Here is a 20,589-nt window from a genome sequence, read left to right on the forward strand (position 1 = left end):
GAGATCGGCTTTATTGTGACATATTGTTTCCCCAAGCCCCTAGGCAAACCCAGGGACATCAGCCCCTACAATGGAGAATGATTTTATCCACGATTTTAACCAGCTTATGAGCGAGCACCACCCGGAAAAAAGATACGAAGGTAAGGCAAAAATTCTCTACAGCACCGCTGACCCTGATGTTCTCCTCACTTATTTTAAAGATGACGCCACCGCCTTCAATGCCCAGAAAAAAGGCACCATCCAGGGTAAAGGGGAAATGAACTGCACCATTGCCGCTGCCCTCCTCCAATGGCTGGAAACCCAGGGCATTCCGACCCACTTTATCGAACAAACCAAAGCTGATGAGATGCTCGTTAAAGCAGTTAAAATTCTGCCGGTAGAAGTGGTTGTGCGCAATATTGCGGCGGGTAGTCTTTGTAAACAAACGGGTTTGGCCCAGGGCACAGTTCTCCCCCAACCCCTCGTGGAGTTTTATCTCAAGGATGATGACCTCGGTGATCCGCTCTTGACCCGCGATCGCCTTATGCTGCTTCAGATCGTCACCGCCGAGCAACTGGCCCGACTCCAGGACTATGCCCTGCGGATCAATGGTCTGATGCAAGGCTTTTTTGCGCGCTGTCAGATTACCCTGGTGGATTTTAAAATCGAGTTTGGCACCGACAAAACAGGGACAATTCTTTTGGCCGACGAAATTAGTCCCGACACCTGCCGCCTGTGGGATCAAACCGAAACAGACCCCAACCTGCGGGTGATGGATAAAGACCGCTTCCGTCAAGACCTCGGTAACATCGAAAACGCTTATCAAACTGTCCAGGCTAGGGTCTTGGCCCAGGTGCAGCAATTGCAATCCCTCGCCTAAATTTTCCCGACCCAAGGCTAAATTACGGGGTCTAGACATGGAAACATAAGCAACGCTTCCCCGTCTTCGACTCTGGTACAATCCAGCAGAGTAAATTACTCATGTTGGCCGATTTACAGAAAAAGCACTTATAAATATAGTGCTGATAACTTTCGTTTGATCTGGTGTTTGGACGTGCAGAAACAACAAAATTTAGACTATTTTTCCCCCCAGGCCCTCGCACTTTGGGCGGCGATCGCCTCTTTGGGTGTGATGTCTCCGGCCCATGCCGAACCCCGATCAGAAGGGAGTCACTCCGATCCCCTGGTGCCAACGGCGACCCAAGTTGTTGTGCCAGCTCTGCCCGTAGAGGACGTAGCCCCCACAGCAGCACCAGCTTCCCAGACGCCAGCGCCCCAGTCCGAAAACCTGGCCCAATCATCAACCCAAGCTGTTACTTCTCCCGTTGCTCAGGCTCAAGAAGCTCCCCAAGATAGTAATCTGCCGCAACTCTACGCCCAGCAGCAGGGAAATTCCAATGCCCAGCAAGCCAACCCCAACGAGCCTAGGGTATTGGTCGCAGAAATTCAGATTAATGGTGTGGGCGACAACGTCGAACTGGAACAAAGAATTATCCGCGCCATTGAAACCCAAGCCGGGCGGCCGACGACGGTTTCACAAATCCGTAATGACGTGAACCGTGTTTATGCGACAGGTTTGTTTGCCAATGTAGTCGCCACCCCGGAAGATACACCCCTTGGGGTACGGGTGACATTTGACGTGGTGCCCAACCCCGTTTTGACCGATATCGTCGTGCAGGCATTGCCCCTAGAAGGCAGTCAAAATATTACCCCTCCCGAAGTTGTCGATAATATTTTTAGCGATCGCTATGGCGAAATTATCAACCTCAATGATTTCCAAGAGGGCAGTAATAAGCTGCAACAACTCCAGCAGTGGTACCAAGACAATGGCTACGATTTAGCGAAAGTGATCGGTATTGATGAACCCAGTGCCGATGGGGTTGTGACCCTCGTCGTCGTTGAAGGGGTGATCGAAGATATCCAAGTCAATTTCATCAACGCCGACAATGAATCCGTTGATGGCAAGACCCGAGACTTTATCATCACGCGGGAAATGGAACTCAAGCCAGGAGACGTTTTCCGGCGGGATGTCGCCCAACGGGATCTTCAGCGGGTGTTTGGTCTGGGGTTATTTGAAGATGTCCAGTTAGATTTCACCACAGGCACCGAAGATCCGACCCAGGCTGTCCTCAATCTAAATGTCATTGAAGGAAATACAGGCTCCATCGCTGCGGGTGGGGGAATTAGCTCCGCCAGCGGTTTCTTTGGGAGTGTGAGCTACCAACAACAAAACCTGGGCGGCAATAACCAGCGTCTGGCAGCCGAATTCCAATTAGGACAACGGGATGCTCTGTTCGACCTATCCTTTACGGATCCTTGGATTGCCGGCGATCCTTACCGGACGTCCTATTCGGTCAATGCTTTCCGCCGTCGTTCTATCTCACTGATCTTTGATGGTGGGGAAAATGATGTTGATTTACAAGACAGCGGCGATCGCCCCCGAATTAACCGGATTGGCGGTGGGGTGACCTTTAGTCGTCCTTTATCGAAGGATGTTTTTGGCCCCTCTGAATGGCGAGCCTCCCTCGGCTTCGACTACAATCGCGTCCGGATTACCAATGCCGATGGTGATACAGAGTTTATCGACGAAGCTGGGAACCAACTCAGTTTCTCTGACAATGGTATTGACGATATCTTTGCCCTGAGTCTAAATGTGGTGCGCGATAAACGGACGAGCTTCGATGGGGCAACCCGCGGCTCCATTACCCGTTTCGGCACCGACCAGACCATTCCCATTGGTAGCGGCAGTATTCTCTTTAACCGACTCCGGGCCAGCCACAGTATCTATATGGATTCACCGATTAAACTCCCCAGTTTTGGCAGTGAAGAGAAACCCCATACTTTGGCCTTCAATATCCAAGGGGGCGCAATTATCGGGGATTTACCCCCCTACGAAGCCTTCTCCCTTGGGGGCAGTAACTCGGTTCGGGGCTTTGAAGAAGGAGACCTCGGCAGTGGCCGTAACTACATCCAAGCGACAGCAGAATATCGCTTCCCCATTTTCTCGGCGGTTGGTGGCGCGTTATTTGCTGACTATGCCACAGACCTCGGTTCCGGGGATGATGTGCCTGGAGATCCGGCGGGAACCCGTGGTAAGCCCGGTAATGGTTTCGGCTATGGTATCGGTGTGCGGGTGAATTCTCCCCTGGGGCCAATCCGGGTGGATTATGGGCTTAACGACCAAGGGGACAGTCGTATTCACTTTGGTATTGGTGAGCGTTTCTAGGGTGTTATCGGTCTGATTTCGTGGGGGGCAACCCCCTTTTTTGTGATGGTTAAAACGTTAAAAACAACCGTTGAATGTTCTGGGGTGGGTCTCCATTCGGGGCAACGGGTCACCCTAAGGCTCGTGCCTGGCGATCGCCACCAGGGTCGTTATTTTGTGCGTACAGATTTACCAGGGCAACCCCAGATCCCGGCCCGCATTGAGGCCGTCGATCAAACCCTTTTGTCTACGGAATTGGCAGTGGGGACGGCCAAGGTCAGAACCACAGAGCATTTGTTAGCGGCGTTGGTGGGTCTTGGGATCGATGTTGTGCGCCTCGAAATAGATGGGCCGGAGTTACCCCTGTTGGATGGCTCGGCAGCGCAATGGATAGAGGCGATCGCCAAGGCAGGCACCCAGACCCTCACGGATGAAGCGATCGCCGTTCCTGTGGTCGCAGAACCCGTTTGGCTCCGGGAAGATGACGCGTTTGTGGCAGCCTTACCCTCACCGGAACTGCGGTTTACCTATGGCATCGATTTCACCTACAAGCCCATTGGCAACCAGTGGCACAGTTGGAGCCCCGCAACAGAGCCCTTTGCCCAGGCGATCGCCCCGGCCCGGACGTTTGGCTTTGCCGATCAAATTGAGCAATTGAAAAAAGCTGGTTTAATTCAAGGAGGCAGTCTTGATAATGCCCTCGTTTGTGATCAGGAAAAATGGCTCAATCCGCCGCTCCGGTTTGACAATGAGCCGGCTCGCCACAAATTACTTGATTTAATCGGGGATTTGAGTTTGCTTGGTACGATCCCCACGGCCCATTACCTGGCCTATAAAGCAAGCCATAAACTCCATACCCAGCTTGCTAAAACCTTACAGGCAACGCTTTTCTAAAATTCTAATCAAGCTGCTATTGGGTGAAGGATAACGCCAATAGTTTGACCCGTATTGCTATTTTTTTGGGCTGGTGATCGCCTTTTTCGGAGATTGCCAGCCCCTAGGACTTGAGGCTCTACTTATTCGGTTGGGGGGTCATACGGAGATAAGGCTTGATTTCCTTAACGCCCTTTGGAAACTTCACCTTCGCATCCTCAGTGGAGATTGCCGGAGAAACCACGACATCTTCACCATCCTGCCAGTTGACAGGGGTCGCTACGCTGTAGTTGTCTGTGAGTTGCAGCGAATCCAAAACCCGCAAAATTTCTTGGAAATTCCGACCAGTGCTGGGGGGATAGGTAATGGTTAAACGTACCTTCCGCTCAGGATCAATGACAAAAACTGTCCGCACCGTCACCTTCGGGTTGGCATTGGGGTGGATCATATTGTAGAGGGTAGCGACCTTCTGATCTGCGTCGGACAAAATCGGGTAATTGACAGCGCACCCCTGGGTTTCGTCAATGTCACCCACCCAGCCATTGTGGGAGGCCGTGTCATCAACGCTGAGGGCAATTACCTTAGCATTGCGCTTTTCAAACTCTCCCTTTAACCGAGCCACTTCGCCCAATTCGGTGGTGCACACGGGGGTAAAGTCAGCGGGGTGAGAAAACAAAACAACCCAACTGTCGCCGGCCCAATCGTAAAAATCAATTTCCCCAATGGTGGAATCTTGGGTAAAGTTGGGGGCCACATCGCCTAACCGGAGAGACATAAACTAAACTCCTGATGTTAAATAAACTACCAAAGGATCATTATGGCCCATCTCCCTGGGAAGATGCCAAGGGAGGCGATCGCCACCGGAAAATGATAAGCTGCCGTCACACAGCGCAATATTTATTAACTTTTGTTGCCATTCTTCAAAATCAAAAAAGCCGAGGGTGACAATCAAGCCGGAAAAATGAAATAATAAGCCAGAATTTTTTACGTTAGTAGTTTCAGGCCGCCTGAAGCTTGGTATTTTACATAAATCTAAGAATCATCAAAAAAAGCTGGGAAAAGCCTAGGAGGAATCAATCATAATGAGTAGAGTTGTGAGTGCATTAATGGGGCTCGTCCTCATGTTCGGTTGCGCGTTCTTTAGCGTTCAGCCCCAAGCCCAAGCCCTCGATTTAAGCAATGGCTTTGTTTCTGCAGCCGTGCTCGGTGAGCGTGTTAATCCCGCTGACAAGGTGCTTGAGTCAGAATATGGCAAGAAAATCGACCTAAACAACGCCAGCGTCCGTCTTTTCCGCGAGCTCCGTGGATTTTATCCCACGTTGGCCAAACGCATCATCGAAAATGCCCCCTATGACAGCGTTGAAGATGTATTGAATATCCCCGACCTCAGCGAAAAGCAACTGGCACGGTTAGAGGAAAATTTGGAGCGTTTCACTGTAACACCGCCTGCCGATGTGTTTATTGATGGTGACCAACGTCTAAACACCGGTGACTATTAAAAATACAAACGAAATCTTGATGCGTTTAGGAAGATGTTTGTAAGTCAAACCTAAATTTTTAATGGCAATTAACCTATTCCTGAGGGATAGGTTTTTTTACGGCAATTTTTAAGGTTTGGGGCTCGGTTGGCACAGTCGATAAAACTGAGGTACCCAGCGGGATTCCCAATAAAATGCCCCAAAGGCCAGCACGGGCGCGAGGAGAGTCAGCAGCAGAAAGCAACCCGCCAGGGTTGACAGGGACATCGCGAAAAAATCTTGGGTCAGACGCACCAGGTCATGGTCGAGGAGGCCCCCTTTCCCGACCCGGTAGGCAATACGGAACGTTTCGCTGGTCATAAGCTGCCCGAAAAAGGCACCATTTTCCAGAAAGCTAAAACTGGCCAACAGGGCATAGAGAGTTTGTTCACCGGAGACATGGCAAAAATATTTGCCGAGGGCAAAGTACAAGCAAATAAAGACGGCGGCAATTTCTAAGAGATGGCCCATGGCGATAATGGCGATTTGATCCCAACCCGTCAGGATCAAAAGGATTTGCAGGAGAGTCAGACCTGCCAAGGTGATTAGGGTGCCGCGATTGCGACGGTATTGCCAAGCGAGATAGGCGATCGCCCCGTAGAGTAGCCACAAAATAATGCTGGCGCGGCCGAGGGCGAGGGTAATTCCACCCCCAAAGATAAAGTCAAAACTCGGCACAGCGGGATAGCCAAACAGCCAAAAGGCGATCGCGTGACCAATTTCATGGACGAGGGTGAGAAAGGTATTCAGAATAAAGCGACTGGGGGGCAGCAAAAAGAGAATCAGACCCAGACTACCGCCAATGAGGAGCGCCTGGGGGGTATCCGGAGGCAGTTGCCGTGACCGGGGGCGCTGGTTGGGGATTTGGGACGGCAGAGCACCATGGAGAGAAAAACAGGTTTTGAGGAGGTATTGTCGTTGCTGGCGATGGTAGACATTGAGGTAAACTTTTTCGACATCGTCCAGGGAGAAATGCTGCAAAGCCTGCTGGATAATCTGGCAATAATCTTGGCGATCGCGCTGGTCAATGACCGTTAACTTGATCACCAAGGCCCCAGCAGAAGGGGTAACTTTGATACTCCATAGATAAGCAGCGAGTAGCTGCCGGAGTTTCAGGGTGAGATCATCGTTTTTGAGGGCTGCCTTTTTAGGTGATTCTTGGGCACTGAGTGCTTCCGGGGAGGGTTCCCGTTCGGCTGGGGAGAGTAAGCCCGCTACAATTGTCCATTCCCAGTCGGGGGTAACTTCCCCAAATCGAATACCTTCAACAGTAAAGGTTTCTGTGATCGTGTGCTCCCAGATTTTCTGCCAAGGGGTAAGGATTTGTTTGGCGATCGCCTGGTCGGGGACATTAAAACCTTCGAGTTGAATTTTGAGGTGCTTATCAGTCACTCGTTTGAGCATCACCCGGATCTGGTGGGGTTGAAACGCTTGCCTTAACACCTGGGCGATCGCCTGGGGATTTCCCTGTTCCGCCAATCGACGCAAATCCGACTCTTTCACAGCACAACCATTCTGGAGGGGAGCATTTCGATTATGCCACCAGACTCCCTTGGCCACAAAAATAGGGAAAAACAGTTTCGTCTTTCCCCAATTATTTATTGTGAAGTAATTTTGGTGTGAAGTCCCCCTTTGAAGGGGGATTTAGGGGGATGTCCTAGGCCGCAACCGCTTCTGATTTCTTACTGTTACGAATCCCTTCAATCGCCTCAGCATAACTGGGGGCTTTGAAAACAGCAGAGCCTGCAACAATCGCATTCGCACCCGCATCAATCACTTGCCACGCATTAGCAGGCTTGATCCCACCATCGACTTCAATCCAAGGATCCAGGCCGCGCTCATCACACATGGCCCGGAGTTTTTCAATCTTGTTTACCATCGAAGGAATGAAGCTTTGGCCGCCGAACCCAGGGTTTACGCTCATGATCAAAATCAGGTCACAAACATCAAGGACGTGCTCAATGATGTCAAGGGGCGTAGAAGGATTCAGCACAACCCCAGATTTTTTACCCAGTTCACGAATCTGGCAGAGGGTGCGGTGGAGATGGGGAGACGCATTGTGTTCGGCGTGGACGGAGATAATGTCAGCGCCAGCTTTAGCAAAATTTGCCACGTATTTTTCCGGCTCAACGATCATCAAATGCACATCCAAAGGCTTTTTGGTGTAGGGACGAATCGCCTCAACGATTAACGGCCCAATGGTGATATTCGGGACAAAACGACCATCCATGACATCGACGTGGATCCAATCAGCGCCAGCCTCATCGACTGCTTTAATTTCTTCACCAAGGCGGCTAAAATCCGCTGAAAGAATGGACGGGGAAACTACAATTTTCTTGTCAGTCATGGTGGGTGGATTCCTCTTATTATCTCAAGAATTCTAAGTTGGTATCAATATTAACAAAAGTTTGTATCAATATTTTTTGTGGCCTAGCCTGGGTGGAGCATTGTTTCAGGAAACACTGACCTAGCGCTGGGGGGGGCGTAGAGGCCCATCGGTTTGTACAGGGATCAAAATACTATTTAATTTACGCAGTTGTTCAGCTGTGCCCATACAAATTAAAAAGTCCCCAGATAACAGTAAGGTATCACCCGTCGGCCCAGGAATAAGGCTGCCATCTTGACGGCGAATGGCGAGGACGAGGGCGCCGGACTGTACCCTGAGTCGAGCTTCACTGAGGCTTTTGCCAATGTAACCGCCGCAATTGCTATCCACACGGATTTCTTCGAGGTAGTAAGACCGTTCTGCGCCAGTCAAAATGCCATCAACAAAATCCATAACCTGGGGTCTAAGGGCAGCGGCGGCCAGGCGACGTCCCCCGGTAATGTAGGGAGAAACAACGGCATCGGCTCCGGCACGGCGTAATTTTTCCACGGCTTCTTCGGTACTGGCCCTGGCGATCGCCCGAATTTTTGGATTCAATGTTTTGGCAGAGAGTACCGTATAGAGATTTTCTGCATCGGAGCTGAGGGCCGCCACCAAACAAGTTGCCCGGTCGATTTTCGCTTCATGGAGATGTTGATCGAGGGTGGCATCTCCTTGGATGCAAATGTAGCCTTGATCCTGAGCGGCTTCGATAATGTCGGGATCTTGGTCAATGACGACAAAGGGAATATTTTCGGCGAGAAATTCCCGGGCCACCTGCTGCCCTGTGCGACCGAGGCCACAAACAATGTAATGGTTATTGAGACGACTAATTTGCTGCTGATACTGTTTCAATTTTTTTATCTCCTGAAAATAGCCGCTAATCATTGCTTCGATGAAACGGTTGACGATATAACCAACCGCAATCAAGCCCAAAAAAATCAGAATAATGGTGAATATCCGAGAGCGATCGCCTAGGGGATGAATTTCCCCAAAGCCCACCGTGGCTAAGGTGATCATCGTCATGTAGGCCGCATCTACCCATGACCACTGCTCCACGACAATAAACCAACTTGTCCCCAGCAGAAACAGCGCCACAAGCATCAGCAGACCCAATTGCAGTTGCCCCCTGAGGCGTCTATATTTTTGCTCAATGCTGTACACCGATGAACCTCAAGATAAGTCTGATGTTTGTAAGGAAAGTTGCAGACAATTTCAGCCGACCCGTAGGAAGCTAAAAAAACATAGAATTTCTTTAGCTCATTCCCCCCTTGTATTTAGCAAAAAAGATTACCCATTGGCTAAACTGAAATTTAACTTTGAGTCTCGCCATCGAAGAGGAGTAACCCGTGAGTCCCCAAACGCTACTGAACCATTCCCCAGCCCAAAGCTTTAACCCAACTCAGTTCGATCAGTATGTGATGCATACCTATGGGCGCTTTCCGGTGGCGATCGCCAAGGGGGAAGGATGTCGTCTGTGGGATACCGAAGGGAAAAGTTATCTCGATTTTGTCGCAGGCATTGCCACCTGCACCCTGGGCCATGCCCACCCAGCCCTGATCCAAGCGGTCAGTGCGCAGATTCAAAAACTGCACCATATTTCTAACCTCTACTACATCCCAGAGCAAGGTGCTTTAGCCCAGTGGATCGTCGAACATTCCTGTGCCGATAAAGTCTTTTTCTGTAACTCCGGGGCCGAAGCCAACGAAGCAGCAATTAAATTAGTCCGTAAATATGCCCATACCGTCTCAGATTTCCTCGAACAACCCGTGATCCTTTCGGCGAAATCGAGCTTCCATGGGCGTACCCTTGCAACGATTACCGCCACCGGACAACCCAAATACCAAAAACATTTCGACCCGCTCCCCGATGGGTTTGCCTACGTGCCCTACAACGACATTCGCGCCCTCGAAGAAGCGATCACCGACATCGATGAAGGGAACCGCCGCGTCGCCGCCATTATGCTCGAAGCCCTCCAGGGAGAAGGGGGCGTCCGGCCTGGTGATGTGGAATATTTCCAAGCAGTGCGGCGCATTTGTGACGAAAACGGAATTCTCCTTGTCCTCGATGAAGTGCAAGTTGGCGTTGGGAGAACTGGCAAATACTGGGGCTACGAAAACCTCGGCATTGAACCGGATATTTTCACCAGTGCGAAGGGATTAGCAGGAGGAATCCCCATTGGCGCGATGATGTGCAAGGATTCCTGTGCGGTCTTTAACCCTGGGGAACACGCCAGCACCTTTGGCGGTAACCCATTCTCCTGTGCGGCGGCCCTAGCGGTGGTTGAAACCCTCGAACAGGAAAACCTACTCGAAAATGTCAACGCCCGTGGGGAGCAGCTCCGGGCGGGCTTAAAGACCCTGGCCGAAAAATATCCCTACTTCAGCGATGTCCGGGGCTGGGGTTTGATCAATGGTATGGAAATTAAAGCAGACCTCGAACTCACCTCCATTGAAGTGGTCAAAGCAGCGATGGAAAAGGGTTTACTGTTGGCTCCCGCTGGCCCGAAGGTAATCCGATTTGTGCCGCCTCTGATTGTTTCCGCCGCAGAAATCAATGAGGCGATCGCCCTTTTAGACCAGACCCTCGCTGCCATGGCTCTCTAAATTTCTTTATCCTGCCCAAAGCAATAAAAAGCTCCCCCATTGTTAAAAAATCGGGGAGTTTTATTTTTACATGCTTGGCCCAGTGGGAATTACACCGTAACGGGGGTGGGAGTAGAGGTTTCTTCCTGTTCTAAAAATTCCGTTAACTGGGTTTCGATGCTGTCTTTGACGATCTGGCGATATTCCAGGAAATGCTCGTTGTGGGCGCAGAGGGTGAGGTAATGCTCAAAAACTGCCGGATTGTGGCGCAAAATACCAAATAAATGGTGCCAGAAGCGCCAGCGGGTATCCCGTTTAATGCCCTGTCGCCAAATGACGATCGCCAATGCCTTGAGATCGACCAGGCTGGGCAACTTGGCCGGGGGATGACATTTGGGCGCGCCCAATTTCAGGAAACAACGGTAAATGCGGTCTAAATAAAGGTGGGGATCGTAGAGTTGCCAAAAGGCGTGGACATACTCATTGGCAATGTCTTCGAGGGGACGGGTGGGGATGAAATTCATCAGGGTCGTTTGGTTGATGTTGCCGTCCTTTTTCGCCCGGAGTCGCCCTTCTGCTTCGAGGCGGTGCCAGAGAGCCGTATTCGGTAGCGCCTGGAGCATCGCAAAGGTGGTGGTGGGGATCGCCGTCAGTTCTGCAAATTTGATAATGCGATCGCCTGCCCCTTTTTTCTCCCCATCGAAACCGATGATAAAGCCTGCCATGGGTCGCAATCCCGCTTGAATAATTTTGTCAATGGATTCAGCGAGGGAACTGCGGGTATTTTGAAATTTTTTCGTCAGTTGTAAACTCTCTTCGTCAGGGGTTTCAATACCCAGGAAAACCGCATCAAAGAAACATTCCACCATCAAATCCATCAGTTCTGGATCGTCAGCGAGATCCACCGAAGCTTCGGTATTAAAGCGGAAAGGATATTGATGTTCCCGTTGCCATTCCCTGAGGGCCTTGAGGAGGAGTTTGACATTGCGTTTATTGCCGATGAAATTATCATCCACCATGAAAATACTCCGTCGCCAACCCAATTCGTAGAGGCAATCTAACTCCTTAAGAAGCTGCTCTGGGGTTTTGGTGCGGGGTTTGCGCCCATAGAGAACGATGATGTCACAAAATTCACATTGGAAGGGACAGCCCCGGGAAAATTGCACTGACATCGAATCATACTGATCCAATTCCAGCAGATCATAACGGGGGACAGGGGTGGTGGTGACATCGGGTTTTTCCTCAGCCCGAAAGGTGCCTGAGGTTGCGCCATTATTAACGGCCTCCACAAACATCGGCAGGGTGATTTCCCCTTCATCGAGGATCAAAAAGTCCGCCCCCACATCCTGGACTTCTTCAGGTACCGACGTCGGGTAGGGGCCACCAACGGCCACTAATTTATCTCGTTTTTTGGCTTCTTTGATTTGATCGAGCAGGTCATCCTTTTGGACGATCATCGCCGACATCAAGACCAGATCGGCCCATTCCCATTCCGCCTCGGTGACAGCACGGATATTGCGGTCAACCAGCTTAAATTCCCATTCTTGGGGTAGAATCGCCGCCACAGTAATTAAGCCCAAGGGGGGCAGCAGCACCTTGCGGTTGACCAGTTCAAGGATTTTTTCGTAGGACCAAAAGGTGGGCGGAAAAACCGGATAAATGAGGAGGACACGCATGGTATTTAAGAGTTTTATGATGAAAGGGTTTTAAAAAGGCTGATTTTTAGAAGGCGATCGCCGACCATCATCAAGACTGATGTCAGGTAAGCGTACAAGTGCCTTCAGTGTAGCGCTAAAGTTTTGTAACAGTACCCACGGCGAAAATTGGCCCCACCATGGCAACAGAAACCGTATCGGCGAGGACTTCTCCCGTTACAGTAACTTTCAGCCCTGGCTGCTGATAGACCTGGGGCAAATCCCGCAGTTCATAGTTGACCCCCGCTGCTGTTTCGAGAACCCATACGCCAACACCCAAGGATTGATGGGCAATGCGCCCCGTTAACTCTTGCATTCAGCTTCACCTCACAGTTGTCGATCCGAATTTTTGCCACATCCTCTCAATGCTTAAACACCGACGGTTTCTCGCTCTGCCTCTTGGATAAACGATTCAACCAATTCCACATTTTCCACACTGCCGAGGATCGTCGGGGTGCGCTGGTGGAGATAGGTCGGCACAAAATCCAGGAGCGGCATGGTACCTGTACTGGCTTTTCCCCCGGCCTGTTCAATGAGCCAGGCTAATGGCGCTGTTTCATAGAGGAGGCGCAGTTTGCCCTCTGGTTTTTTCTTCGTACCAGGATAGAGAAATACGCCCCCCTGCATCAGGATGCGGTGTAAATCTCCCACAAGGGCACCGCTGTAGCGGGCCGTGTAACCTTCGTGGCGGTGCATATAGCGGATATAATCCCGAATCGAATCTTCCCACTGCCAAAAATTCCCCTCATTGACGCTGTAGATCGAGCCATGGTTGGGCATTGTGATGTTTTCTTCGGCGAGGATAAATTCCCCCAAACTGGGATCGAGAATAAACGAGTGAACCCCTGTGCCAATGGAGTAAACCAACATGGTCGAAGGGCCGTAGAGAATATAACCAGCAGCAATCTGTTTATGGCCATTTTGGAGGAGGTCGGCGGCGTCTCCGTCAAGATCCATGCCTTCCTGTTGGCGAATGGAGAAGATAGACCCCACGTTGAGATTAATATCGACATTGGAGGAGCCATCAATCGGATCGTAGAGCAGTGTATAGCGACCGATGGGGCAGTTTTCAGGAATGTAGTAGGGTTTTTCCATTTCCTCGGAGGCGAGGCGACAGACGAGGCCACTTTGTTTGAAAACGGAAATAAAGACATCGTTGGCATAGAGATCCATCCGTTTGACAGATTCTCCTTGGACATTTTCTTCGCCTGTGAAGCCGAGAACCCCTTCCATCAAGCCAGCGCGACTGAGGCGACGGGCAACAAGCTTTCCGGCGAGGGCAATACGATTCATGATGGCGCTGATGTCCTGGGCCGCCGTGTCGAAGCTCTGGAGCTGTTGCAAAACATGGCGGGAGAGGGTGGTGCAGTCGCGGTCAAGACTGGGACTTTGGGTAATGTCGTTATTGTGATCTGGCATAGGCTTTTTCCTTTATGGGTCTGCCCCAATGGTAACGACTGTGTTTGGGGGATGCGCTCTTGCTAAAGGATTACTTAATGGAAAAGCAAGGAAAAAAGGAAAGTATTTGGGCAGAATGGGCGGGATATAGGCAAACCTTGACCTTAAGCTGTCAAAAATCGTCACAATCTCCGGCTGTACGGGAAACGGTTGCTAGGATGGCCAGTAGAGAAAAATTGTGAGCTTGTAATCTGCGTATGTTTCAACGTCGTGCTAGTGGTGTTCTGTTGCATCCTACGTCTTTGCCGGGTCGATTTGGAATCGGCGATCTAGGGCCAGAAGCCTATCGATTTATTGATTTTCTTGCCGATAGTGGACAGCAGGTTTGGCAAGTTCTACCCCTGGGGCCAACGGGGTTTGGGAATTCTCCTTATCTGTGTTACTCGGCCTTTGCGGGCAATCCGATGCTGTTAAATTTGGAATGGCTGGCTTCAGAAGATTTATTAGAAGAAGCTGATTTGGCGGCCTGTCCGAGTTGTCCTGGAGACCAGGTGGACTATGATCAGGCGATCGCCTTTAAGATGCCCCTCCTGAGAAAAGCCTGTAAACGCTTCCAGGCGGTGGCGACCCCAGAGAGAAAACAAGAATTTCAAACCTTTTGTGAAGAGCAGGCCTATTGGCTCAATGATTATGCGCTCTTTATGGCCCTCAAGGAAGCCCACGATGGCAAAAGCTGGTATGACTGGGATGCAGCCCTTGCTTGGCGTGACCCAAAGGCGATCGCCGAGCAGACAGAGATCCTCGCCGATCAAATCTTTTTCCACAAATACGTCCAATCGGAATTTTTCCGCCAGTGGTCAACCCTAAAAAGCTATGCCAATGAAAAGGGCATCCAAATCTTTGGGGATTTGCCGATCTATGTGGCCCACGACAGCGCCGATGTGTGGGGCCATCCGAAAATTTTCCGTCTCGATTATGAAACCGGGGCTGCCAAGTGGATGGCGGGAGTCCCACCGGATTATTTCAGCGAAACGGGCCAACTCTGGGGCAACCCAGTCTACAACTGGCGTAACCTTTCGCGCCGTCACTATTCCTGGTGGATCGAGCGCATTAAAACCATGCTGGAGTATGTCGATATTGTTCGTATCGATCACTTCCGGGGTTTTGAAGCGTTTTGGGCGGTGCCCCAAGGGGAAAAAACGGCGATGAATGGCCGCTGGATTAAGGCTAAGGGTGACGAATTTTTTGCGTTACTCAAAGATAAACTCGGTGAATTGCCCATCGTCGCTGAGGATCTGGGGGTAATCACGCCGGACGTGGAGGCTCTACGGGATAAATATCGCTTACCGGGGATGAAGATTTTGCACTTTGCCTTCGATAGCGATCGCGCTAATCCGTTTCTACCGTTCAACTACACCAATCGCAATTGTATTGTCTACACGGGTACCCACGACAATGACACCACTGTGGGCTGGTTTGACAAGCGCAGTGACGAAGAAAAGGCACGGGTCACGGATTACCTCGGTTGCCTCTGCGATGAGGGAATTCATTGGGGTCTGATCCGTCTGGCCTTGGGTTCCGTGGCAAATCTGGCAGTTTTCCCCCTCCAAGATCTGCTCGGTTTGGGGTCTGAGGCCAAGATGAATACCCCTGGGGTGGCCGCCGGTAACTGGACTTGGCGCTACCAGCCGGAAATGCTGAGTGATGACCTCATTGGCAAATTGCGCTACCTCGTCTATCTTTACGGGCGTGAACCAGAGTATCGAGGCGAATAAATGGGGCGATCGCTCAAAAAAGGAACGGGTTGGCGGTTAGGCTGGGATCCTGACCCCACCCGGACTTTCCAGGGCTTGGTTGGAGCCGATGATTGGGCTGTGGAATTAACCGCAGCAGAATTTGAAGATTTTTGTCGCTTGTTGGTGCAGTTAGCCGATACGGTCGAAAGTATTGCCTCGGAATTGATGCCAGAGGAACGGATTGCCATCGAAGCAGAAAGTGATTTGGTCTGGCTAGAGATTGAAGGATTTCCAGCCTGCTATAGCCTGCGTTTGTTAGTCCTCACCCAACGGAACATTGAGGGAAATTGGCAACCGGAAGCTGTGCAGCAGTTGGTGCAATGCAGTCATGTTTTTCATAAAAGTCATGAGTTGCCGCTGTGATGAGATCCCAACATTTAAAGTCTGATAAGATAATCACTTGAGCCTCAAAATATAATGCTGTCTTATGTCAAATCTCAATCTCAAAGATGCTTGGTTGTCATTAGCTCCCGATGCAAATGAGCCGCAAATTGAAGCAATGTTAATGAGACCCGCAATTTTACCTTTTTTGGGATTTGAATTAAATGAAATTGAGAGCCAATACTTAGTCGGGAATGGTGGAGCAAAAGTTGACTTAGCGGCTCGCAAAAATTATGGGGATGATATCTTTTGTCATACTAAAGCAAATCCATCATTACTCATTGAACTAAAAAAAAGACAACTTGATTTAAGTTTTGGCTCTAACGATTATAAAAAAACAGTCAGTCAACTCAAGGGTTATTTACATCCAAAATCAAAACATTGCCATTCTGCTAAATGGGGAATCATTACCAACGCAGAATATATTCAATTATTTCGACGGCACGGAAAAGTCGTTTATCCCTACACCAAAAATATAAAATTAACGGCTGATAATATCGATGAAAAAATTAAGCTTATTAAGCATTATATCGATAATCAAAAACGCTCATTGTTCGTTGCTATTTACAATAATAAAGGCGGTGTCGGGAAAACAACGACTGTCATCAACCTTGCAGGTATTTTATCGCTCCCCCAGGGAAAGCCAGACAATTCTCTTGGATTTGACAAGAAAGTTTTGGTTGTAGATTTTGACCCTAACCAGAAAGACTTGACAGATTTATTAGATGTTAAACTAGGTAAACTTAAACTCTCAGAATATCTCCAAGATCATAAAAACCATGACATCCAAGATGTTATTTCGAGATATACTTTGAAAACAAAAAGCGGAAAAGAATATGGGTTTGATGTAATCCCAGTAGATGAAGAGTTACATCAAGAGCAAACTCAATATACTAAATATTTAACCAAGAGCTTTTTGCGGCGATCTTTAAATCCTTTGAAAAATAATTATGATTATATTTTGATCGACTCTCCTCCCGGTACAAATAGATTTACCGAAGAGGCGATCGCTGCTGCCGACGTTATCCTGATGCCATCTAAACACAATGGTATTGCTTCATTTAAAAATGCAGCTACTGCCATGAAAACAATTTTTCCTATGTTGGGGGAATCGCGCAGGCAGTTTGACGTAGATGCTGAAAGATTTGGAATCGCTTCAGAATTATCAGACCCAGTTCCCCTACCAATTTTCTTTAATGGAGAAGCAATTACTCCAACTCAAAAAAGGCAAGCACAAGAGGCAATTACTAAAATCATTAAACAAGCTAAAAAAGAAGAGCAAATTGATTTGATGCGCTTCTTTTTTCCTAAATATCGCCCAGCTCACAAAAATCTCGAAATATTTGAGATGCCTAGCTATGCTCACATTGCATCCGCTGCATTTTCTAATCGTCCAGCAGTTTTTACAAGTAAAAAAGCACGTGAATATTATCGTGATTTAGTTCGGGAGTATTTTATTTAATGAAACAAGAAGTAGGTGCATTATTACATCTCTATCTCGATGAAATCAGTACAGGGATAGATACACAAGTCCATGATTTTTTGATTCAAGGAGCAGCCAAAGCCATTAATGATGCTGAAAATAGAAATTGGATTCCTTTAATTGTCAAACAAATCGGTTCTGAATCTTATCAAGTGATTGCGAATAGCTTCGTTTTTGCTGCCGCCGAAGAAGCAGGATTGACGAAAGTTTGGTGTATTGTTGCTGATGATTCCCCAGAAACTCAAGAATCGGCCCGCATTCTTACTCAAGAAAAGCTTGCTAAGATTAACCTCGCAACAGCAACTAGGGAGGAAATCAAAGTGGGTCTGGACTATCTAATGAAGCGTCCAATTAATCCCCTGAAATTGGGTAGCGTTAAGCTCGCCAATGCAGTTGAACGTATTGAAAATGCTCCGCGTCAATATTGGAAAGAAAATTTAATGGATGTCACAAAAATAAAATGCGGCATTACCAGAGGGAAAAAACTAAATATTTTCAAAGAAATTTTTTACACAACCCCTGAACCTCTGCCAGACGTAATTATTGATCCGCAGTTTCTTACGACTTTTACCCAGGCAGAGCTCCAAAAAATGGCTAAAAAACGTGGCTTAAAAGGATATAGTAAGCTAAAAAAGAGTGCTCTAGTAAAATTACTTACTGAGCAAGGTTAATCCGAAGTAAAATTACAAGATTCAAACTATTTCTAAATGATCATTAAAGAAAAAGCTCCCATTGATGCAAACATAGAGCAGTTAAAAACGATTATCAATTTACCTAATCTATCCGAAGCAAAAGTTTTGCGGGCAAAAACAGAGCTAAAGAGACTCACCTCTGGTAATCAAGGAGAAAAGGATTCTGCTTATTTTATTGATTTTTATTATAAAAATTCACCAAACTGGGCGATTATTCACGATCTTAGAATTGAGCATAATGGATTAGTTGCTCAAATTGACCATATCTTAATCAATAGATTTCTTGATTTTTATATCTTAGAAACAAAACATTATGCCCGTAGTATCAAAATCACAGAACATGGCGAATTTTTAGTTTCATTCCAGAAAAGCTACAGGGCAATAGAGTCTCCCATTGAGCAAAATAAAAGACACATCAAAGTTTTAAAGAACCTTCTCCAGGGTGAAGAAATACTACCTAAAAGATTGGGAATACCATTACAACCCCATTTTCTTGCCTATGTTTTAGTTTCGCCAAAATCTCGCGTGATTCGTCCCAAGGCAAAAGATTTTAAAACAGATGCTGTCATTAAGTCAGACGAATTTTATAAACAAACACGAGACAATCTCAATAATGAAAGTATATTGACAACCCTTGGTTCAATCACAAAAATAATTTCATCCGAATCATTGCAGCAAATAGCGAAAAACCTAGTCAGTTATCATCGACCTTCCCAGTTTGATTACTATAAAAAATTTTCTATTTCTAGAGAAAGAGACAATCAGCACCCCGTTTCAATAGAACAGACAAAGAAAACAAAATACTATTGCTATTGCTGTAAGCAACCTATTTCCAAAAAAGTCGCAATGTTTTGTTTTAATAATAAAATTCGCTTTGACGGAAAAGCATACTGTTTCGATTGCCAAAAGCAATTCCCCTTAAAGTCTTCTTAACAAAAGGGTTAGGGTAACTCCCCAACAGAGGCCCAGTAAATGGCTGTAAAAACTGACATTGGGGGAACTCAGATCCACCGCAAACTGGATCACAATAATTAAGCAAATCAGGCGAAATTGTCTGCCTGCAGCTTCGAGGTGAAACCGTCGCCACCCCTGCCACAACACCACGGCGATCGCCCCGATCATGCCCATAATCGACCCAGAAGCCCCGACCCACACCTGGTAGCCATAGCGAATTTCTGTAGTGAGATAGGCCAACCACGCCGGAAACGCCTCATAGTCAAAGCCCTGGGCCAACAGCACCAACCCAAACAGCGTTACCGTCGCCCCGAAACCACTACCTAAATAAACGAGGAGATAACGCGATCGCCCCAGATGTTTTTCGGCAAAGGGGCCTAGCAACGCCAAGGTTGCCATATTCATCAAGAGATGGGCCAGCCCCACATGGATAAAATTCGCCGTAAACAAGCGCCACCATTCCCCCTGCAACACTTGGTTGGGAATGAAACCACCACCCTGGAGAACCGCTTCTGGATTTTCGGGATTACTAGCGGCGATCGCCCCCAGGAATACGAGACAATTGACGGCAACTAAAACAGAATTCACCGAAAGTTGCTTTTGCCCCGCAGGTGGTTGGCCCACGAGGGATTGATAAAGCTGCTCTTGGGTTTCTTGCCGTACCAGGCGACTGAGGCGGGCCAGATCAGGATAAGCGTCTATGGGGAGGAGCGATTGGGCTGGTCGGGGAGGATGTTGGCGGCGCATCTGGACGGCATTGCGGAAACGTTTATTTGAGTCCTCCTGGAGGGTCTGTAAAATGGCATTTCCTTGGGAGACACTTCCGGCCCCGTAGTGGGCGATCGCCAGCCAAAAACCCTTGATCTCTTTGGCATAATCCCGGAGAGGGCCTGTCAATAACCGTTGCACCGTCTTGATTTCGCCACAAAAAGCCGCCGTAAATAGCAATACCAAATGCCACTGACGGCGATCGCTCCCCCGCAACAGTTGCGCTTTGGTTTCTGGTTTCAGCACCAGTTGTAAGAGTTCAGGCAGTTGACCCGTTTCCCCCAGGGCGCGGCAATAGTAAACCAAAAGCAAAGGTTCTTGGGGGGTTTGCGCCATTCCCCGGAGCCAAGTCAGCAGTCCAGGCCAATCAAACCGCATCGCATAATCCATGGCGATCGCCTGACGGGCCAAAAAACTGGGGTGATCCTGGTATTTTTCTAAAAGATTTAAGCCTGGGGTGAGTTGGCCCCGTTGACTCAATATTAAAGCGCGAATGATCTGCGGTTGTTCCCACCAACCATCAAAGGGATGGAGATATCGCAAATACAAAGCCCATTGGTAGGCCCGCTGAAAATCTTGCCGGGACAAAAGACCCTGGATCTGCCGCAAGCCCAAAGATGGCACGAGGATCAACAGCAACCAAGCGATACCGCCCCACCAAGCAGCCCAAGCCATCGAAATCAGGTTCATTCCCCAGGTGAGGACGAGGACAAACCCCGCCACCCAGAACCATCCCAGAGGACGGGGGCGCGGCGATCGCCAAATACGGAGCATCAAAACCCCGCAGGAAAAAGAAACAGCGTAAAACCAAATTAGGGGCCACAAAGCAGATGCCATTACGAAAGCCATTGGGGGGAGAAAACATTAATTGCTATCTTAAGTTGGGAATAAATCTTTTT

Annotated in this window: 19 protein-coding genes; 10 read left to right on the forward strand and 9 right to left on the reverse strand. The window is 48.7% G+C overall.

Annotated elements, in window-relative coordinates; genetic code table 11:
* The first annotated feature begins 106 nt into the window (after positions 1 to 106).
* The 3 genes from purC (at position 107) to lpxC (ending at position 4,078) form a co-directional block, all read left to right on the forward strand.
* Positions 107 to 859, forward strand: coding sequence for a phosphoribosylaminoimidazolesuccinocarboxamide synthase (gene purC, locus AWQ23_RS01740; RefSeq protein WP_062436447.1), 753 nt, complete (start codon positions 107 to 109; stop codon positions 857 to 859).
* Between the two features lie 174 nt (positions 860 to 1,033).
* Positions 1,034 to 3,205 carry a BamA/TamA family outer membrane protein gene (locus tag AWQ23_RS01745; RefSeq protein ID WP_062436449.1) on the forward strand — a complete coding sequence of 724 codons (2,172 nt, stop codon included), beginning with the start codon at positions 1,034 to 1,036 and terminating at the stop codon, positions 3,203 to 3,205.
* Positions 3,206 to 3,250: 45 nt separating this feature from the next.
* A complete protein-coding gene (lpxC, locus tag AWQ23_RS01750) occupies positions 3,251 to 4,078 on the forward strand; it encodes a UDP-3-O-acyl-N-acetylglucosamine deacetylase (RefSeq protein WP_062431963.1) in 828 nt (275 codons plus the stop codon).
* A gap of 118 nt (positions 4,079 to 4,196) precedes the next feature.
* On the opposite strand, the gene AWQ23_RS01755 is transcribed toward lpxC, so the two are convergent.
* Complete coding sequence (locus tag AWQ23_RS01755) at positions 4,197 to 4,832, reverse strand: peroxiredoxin (protein ID WP_030006099.1); 636 nt, start codon at positions 4,830 to 4,832, stop codon at positions 4,197 to 4,199.
* 3 nt (positions 4,833 to 4,835) lie between these two features.
* A complete protein-coding gene (locus AWQ23_RS16125) occupies positions 4,836 to 5,009 on the reverse strand; it encodes a hypothetical protein (RefSeq protein WP_198158680.1) in 174 nt (57 codons plus the stop codon).
* 130 nt (positions 5,010 to 5,139) lie between these two features.
* On the opposite strand from AWQ23_RS16125, the gene psbU reads away from it, so the two are divergent.
* Positions 5,140 to 5,556 carry a photosystem II complex extrinsic protein PsbU gene (psbU, locus tag AWQ23_RS01760; protein WP_012305956.1) on the forward strand — a complete coding sequence of 139 codons (417 nt, stop codon included), beginning with the start codon at positions 5,140 to 5,142 and terminating at the stop codon, positions 5,554 to 5,556.
* 108 nt (positions 5,557 to 5,664) lie between these two features.
* Here psbU and AWQ23_RS01765 read toward each other — a convergent pair whose 3' ends face one another.
* The 3 genes from AWQ23_RS01765 to AWQ23_RS01775 form a co-directional block, all read right to left on the reverse strand.
* Entirely contained in the window at positions 5,665 to 7,077 is a 1,413-nt protein-coding gene (locus AWQ23_RS01765; RefSeq protein WP_157072180.1) for a hypothetical protein, read from the reverse strand.
* Between the two features lie 154 nt (positions 7,078 to 7,231).
* Entirely contained in the window at positions 7,232 to 7,921 is a 690-nt protein-coding gene (gene rpe, locus AWQ23_RS01770) for a ribulose-phosphate 3-epimerase (protein WP_012305958.1), read from the reverse strand.
* 120 nt (positions 7,922 to 8,041) lie between these two features.
* Positions 8,042 to 9,043 (reverse strand): TrkA family potassium uptake protein, encoded by a 1,002-nt coding sequence (locus AWQ23_RS01775; RefSeq protein WP_045441446.1) that lies wholly within the window; start codon positions 9,041 to 9,043, stop codon positions 8,042 to 8,044.
* A gap of 245 nt (positions 9,044 to 9,288) precedes the next feature.
* On the opposite strand from AWQ23_RS01775, the gene AWQ23_RS01780 reads away from it, so the two are divergent.
* Positions 9,289 to 10,545 carry an acetylornithine transaminase gene (locus tag AWQ23_RS01780; RefSeq protein WP_062431967.1) on the forward strand — a complete coding sequence of 419 codons (1,257 nt, stop codon included), beginning with the start codon at positions 9,289 to 9,291 and terminating at the stop codon, positions 10,543 to 10,545.
* Positions 10,546 to 10,634: 89 nt separating this feature from the next.
* Here the strand turns inward: AWQ23_RS01780 and AWQ23_RS01785 are convergent, their stop codons facing one another.
* The 3 genes from AWQ23_RS01785 to fbp all read right to left on the reverse strand — a co-directional run bounded on the left by AWQ23_RS01785 (position 10,635) and on the right by fbp (position 13,637).
* Entirely contained in the window at positions 10,635 to 12,200 is a 1,566-nt protein-coding gene (locus AWQ23_RS01785) for a B12-binding domain-containing radical SAM protein (protein ID WP_030006102.1), read from the reverse strand.
* 115 nt (positions 12,201 to 12,315) lie between these two features.
* Positions 12,316 to 12,534 (reverse strand): DUF5818 domain-containing protein, encoded by a 219-nt coding sequence (locus AWQ23_RS01790; protein WP_062431969.1) that lies wholly within the window; start codon positions 12,532 to 12,534, stop codon positions 12,316 to 12,318.
* A gap of 53 nt (positions 12,535 to 12,587) precedes the next feature.
* Positions 12,588 to 13,637, reverse strand: coding sequence for a class 1 fructose-bisphosphatase (gene fbp / locus AWQ23_RS01795; protein ID WP_012305963.1), 1,050 nt, complete (start codon positions 13,635 to 13,637; stop codon positions 12,588 to 12,590).
* Positions 13,638 to 13,873: 236 nt separating this feature from the next.
* On the opposite strand from fbp, the gene malQ reads away from it, so the two are divergent.
* The 5 genes from malQ to AWQ23_RS01820 all read left to right on the forward strand — a co-directional run bounded on the left by malQ (position 13,874) and on the right by AWQ23_RS01820 (position 18,901).
* Entirely contained in the window at positions 13,874 to 15,391 is a 1,518-nt protein-coding gene (malQ, locus tag AWQ23_RS01800) for a 4-alpha-glucanotransferase (RefSeq protein ID WP_030006105.1), read from the forward strand.
* A complete protein-coding gene (locus AWQ23_RS01805) occupies positions 15,392 to 15,775 on the forward strand; it encodes a DUF1818 family protein (RefSeq protein ID WP_062431972.1) in 384 nt (127 codons plus the stop codon). It abuts the gene before it with no gap.
* A gap of 64 nt (positions 15,776 to 15,839) precedes the next feature.
* On the forward strand, positions 15,840 to 17,255 hold the full coding sequence (locus AWQ23_RS01810) for a ParA family protein (protein WP_062431973.1): 1,416 nt from the start codon (positions 15,840 to 15,842) through the stop codon (positions 17,253 to 17,255).
* The gene (locus tag AWQ23_RS01815) at positions 17,255 to 17,947 is read left to right on the forward strand and encodes a Rho termination factor N-terminal domain-containing protein (protein ID WP_062431975.1); all 693 of its coding nucleotides are present in this window, start codon (positions 17,255 to 17,257) and stop codon (positions 17,945 to 17,947) included. Before AWQ23_RS01810 ends, AWQ23_RS01815 begins: the two co-directional genes overlap by 1 nt.
* 36 nt (positions 17,948 to 17,983) lie before the next feature.
* Positions 17,984 to 18,901, forward strand: coding sequence for a nuclease-related domain-containing protein (locus AWQ23_RS01820; protein WP_062431977.1), 918 nt, complete (start codon positions 17,984 to 17,986; stop codon positions 18,899 to 18,901).
* Here the strand turns inward: AWQ23_RS01820 and AWQ23_RS01825 are convergent.
* Entirely contained in the window at positions 18,887 to 20,527 is a 1,641-nt protein-coding gene (locus tag AWQ23_RS01825; protein ID WP_062431979.1) for a rhomboid family intramembrane serine protease, read from the reverse strand. The genes AWQ23_RS01820 and AWQ23_RS01825 overlap by 15 nt on opposite strands.
* Positions 20,528 to 20,589: the final 62 nt, after the last annotated feature.

The sequence above is a fragment of the Picosynechococcus sp. PCC 73109 genome (assembly GCF_001521855.1).
GTDB lineage: Bacteria > Cyanobacteriota > Cyanobacteriia > Cyanobacteriales > MRBY01 > MRBY01.

Bases quoted from the DNA above. Each gene is read 5' to 3' on its own strand.
- lpxC (WP_062431963.1), top strand. From the start codon at position 3,251: ATGGTTAAAACGTTAAAAACAACCGTTGAATGTTCTGGGGTGGGTCTC.
- psbU (WP_012305956.1), top strand. From the start codon at position 5,140: ATGAGTAGAGTTGTGAGTGCATTAATGGGGCTCGTCCTCATGTTCGGT.
- fbp (WP_012305963.1), bottom strand. From the start codon at position 13,637: ATGCCAGATCACAATAACGACATTACCCAAAGTCCCAGTCTTGACCGC.
- AWQ23_RS01825 (WP_062431979.1), bottom strand. From the start codon at position 20,527: ATGGCATCTGCTTTGTGGCCCCTAATTTGGTTTTACGCTGTTTCTTTT.
- purC (WP_062436447.1), top strand. From the start codon at position 107: ATGAGCGAGCACCACCCGGAAAAAAGATACGAAGGTAAGGCAAAAATT.
- rpe (WP_012305958.1), bottom strand. From the start codon at position 7,921: ATGACTGACAAGAAAATTGTAGTTTCCCCGTCCATTCTTTCAGCGGAT.
- AWQ23_RS01820 (WP_062431977.1), top strand. From the start codon at position 17,984: ATGATCATTAAAGAAAAAGCTCCCATTGATGCAAACATAGAGCAGTTA.
- AWQ23_RS01805 (WP_062431972.1), top strand. From the start codon at position 15,392: ATGGGGCGATCGCTCAAAAAAGGAACGGGTTGGCGGTTAGGCTGGGAT.
- AWQ23_RS01815 (WP_062431975.1), top strand. From the start codon at position 17,255: ATGAAACAAGAAGTAGGTGCATTATTACATCTCTATCTCGATGAAATC.
- AWQ23_RS01790 (WP_062431969.1), bottom strand. From the start codon at position 12,534: ATGCAAGAGTTAACGGGGCGCATTGCCCATCAATCCTTGGGTGTTGGC.
- AWQ23_RS01785 (WP_030006102.1), bottom strand. From the start codon at position 12,200: ATGCGTGTCCTCCTCATTTATCCGGTTTTTCCGCCCACCTTTTGGTCC.
- AWQ23_RS01810 (WP_062431973.1), top strand. From the start codon at position 15,840: ATGTCAAATCTCAATCTCAAAGATGCTTGGTTGTCATTAGCTCCCGAT.
- AWQ23_RS01755 (WP_030006099.1), bottom strand. From the start codon at position 4,832: ATGTCTCTCCGGTTAGGCGATGTGGCCCCCAACTTTACCCAAGATTCC.
- AWQ23_RS01775 (WP_045441446.1), bottom strand. From the start codon at position 9,043: ATGCTTGTGGCGCTGTTTCTGCTGGGGACAAGTTGGTTTATTGTCGTG.
- malQ (WP_030006105.1), top strand. From the start codon at position 13,874: ATGTTTCAACGTCGTGCTAGTGGTGTTCTGTTGCATCCTACGTCTTTG.